This is a genomic window from Okeania sp. SIO2F4 (assembly GCF_010672385.1).
Taxonomy (GTDB): Bacteria; Cyanobacteriota; Cyanobacteriia; order Cyanobacteriales; family Microcoleaceae; genus Trichodesmium.
Genome location: NZ_JAAHGT010001260.1, coordinates 1 through 2069, shown reverse-complemented (window position 1 = coordinate 2069; position 2069 = coordinate 1). Strand labels below are relative to the sequence as shown.

The following is a 2069-nucleotide window of genomic DNA, read 5'->3' as shown; positions in this document are numbered from 1 at the left end:
TATTAACTTTCAGACCAACTGACCTTATGGAAGTTGACCATATAAAACCAAGGTCTAAAGGTGGTGACAACTAATACAAAAACAAACAACTGTTGCACCGACATTGCCACGATACTAAAACTGCCTTAGATAATAAAACATATCCAAAACCTAAGTTACAGGACTTACCTGAAGGTTATTTATGGGTTGACGATATGTTGATATTAAGACAGGGATGTACCCATGACAAGGGACGTCTAGGAGAGGAGCCGAGATGAGGTGAAAGTCTCACGTCCGGTTCTGAAGACGAGTCGGGTAGGGTAACTTACCTGGCTTAGTTTAACAAATTACCAGAATCTCATTTAAGCGCAATTCAAGAGGAAATAGTCCAAAGTCCAGAGTTAGATACCGTCAAGCAACTAACCTCAGATGCTCGTAACCTATCCAAATATCTTGATGCTGCAGCCAAAGTTCAAGCATTGAATGAATCATCATTAGATATGGAAATGGTATTAGAAGAAGCCTTAAGATTGGAATGTCTCAATATAGTTTCTGACCTAGTAAAACAGTCTGCTCAATTAGAGACAACTATGGCTAAACTTTATAGTAGCTGGAAGCGAGTAGGTAATCTCTCAGAACGGTTATTTGTGGATACTGGTGCTAGTACACCTCATCTACGACACTTATTAGGGTGTCTCGATAAACTTTCAAGTAATGTCATTGAAATCAGCTTAAATGACCTCAATAACCAAACAATTCGTTTACAAATCCTCTCGGATGGTGATTAATTATGGTTTGATGAAAAAGTCTTATGGATTATATCAAATCCTGTTAAACAGTTATAGATTGGTTAAGTCGTAATTGAGTCAGGAGGATAGAGAATTACAAAGATTTAGTCGTTATGACGATTATGAGGATTTTTTGGCGTTGGTAATTAGTAAGGGGATTAGTCTGAAAGTTTCATCTCTTGATTTACCAACGCCGATTTTTTTATGTCCAATTCCCCCGGATTTGACATTAGACCTCTGGTGGAAAAGAGGGAGTAGGGAGTAGGGGCGAAGAGCGAATCGCCCGTACGGGAGTAGGGGGAAATAATTGATGGTTTATACCTATGGAATTGATTTAATTTTTGATTATCACGCCTATGTCTATTAGGCTAGAACTCAGAACTCAGGAGTTAGGGTAATTATCGTTTATTATACCAATTTTAAAAATTGCTGCTATGGCAAAACCTATATTTGGCAAGGATTTTCATCCACTCATTTGTAACATTCTTTGATTGAATTGGTATTACAGAGGATGTAGTCGGAATAATTGAGGGACAATTATTCCGCTGTTGTCTGCTCAAAATCCTCACCTATGTGAGCTTAAGGGAGCAAAAACCTTGCACTTTTTTCCTAAACGCAAAGGCTTTAGCCTTTACATATAAATGCTTTTAGATTTAATCAGCAAGCCCTAATTAGCATTCAGCATTCAGCGGTCGGCTTTCAGCTTTTTTTCCTTTCCTTAGGAATGCTGGCTCTTGTATAGGAGCTTTTCATGTCGCGCAGCATTTCATATCGGCGACAGCCGTTTTGCTCTGCGACATATAAAGCAAAGCTTTGCGAAGCGCAAAAACCCAAACAGGTATTTGCTGAATACTGATAGCTGAATGCCGATCGCTTTGTACCTAAATTAAATCTGGTGTATTCTCATCAAAATCATCATAACCATCATAACCATCATCACTATCATCATCATCATCATCATCTATTAAGTCATCCTCTAGGTCATTAGGGAAATTAGAATCAAAATTATCAGGTGGGAAATCTGAATCAAAATTACCAGGTGGGAAATCTGAATCATCTAAAACTGACCCAGGCTTATCTTTAACGGGAGGAAACTCAGACATACTATCATCAATAAATTGACTTTCATTTTGAGGTATGCTTTGAGAATCTCCAAAACTCTGATTCCCAGATGACAAATTTAGACTATTTTCCAACTCTAATGAACGCGCTGTCTGATCGTCTAAAACCACACTCTGCAAATCATCCTCCTGAAAAAGCTCCACATCCTCATCCCAACTTTGTTCTAAACGATTAATCTCT

At 38.2% G+C, this 2069-nt stretch carries 3 pseudogenes; 2 read left to right on the top strand and 1 reads right to left on the bottom strand.

The annotated features are described in order from the left end of the window. Positions 1 to 303: pseudogene (locus F6K22_RS39495) on the top strand (HNH endonuclease); the annotation flags it as partial. Positions 304 to 323: 20 nt separating this feature from the next. Beyond that, positions 324 to 767: pseudogene (locus tag F6K22_RS39490) on the top strand (hypothetical protein); the annotation flags it as partial. Between the two features lie 881 nt (positions 768 to 1648). On the opposite strand, the pseudogene F6K22_RS39485 reads toward F6K22_RS39490, so the two are convergent. Next, positions 1649 to 2069, bottom strand: a pseudogene (locus F6K22_RS39485) (hypothetical protein); the annotation flags it as partial.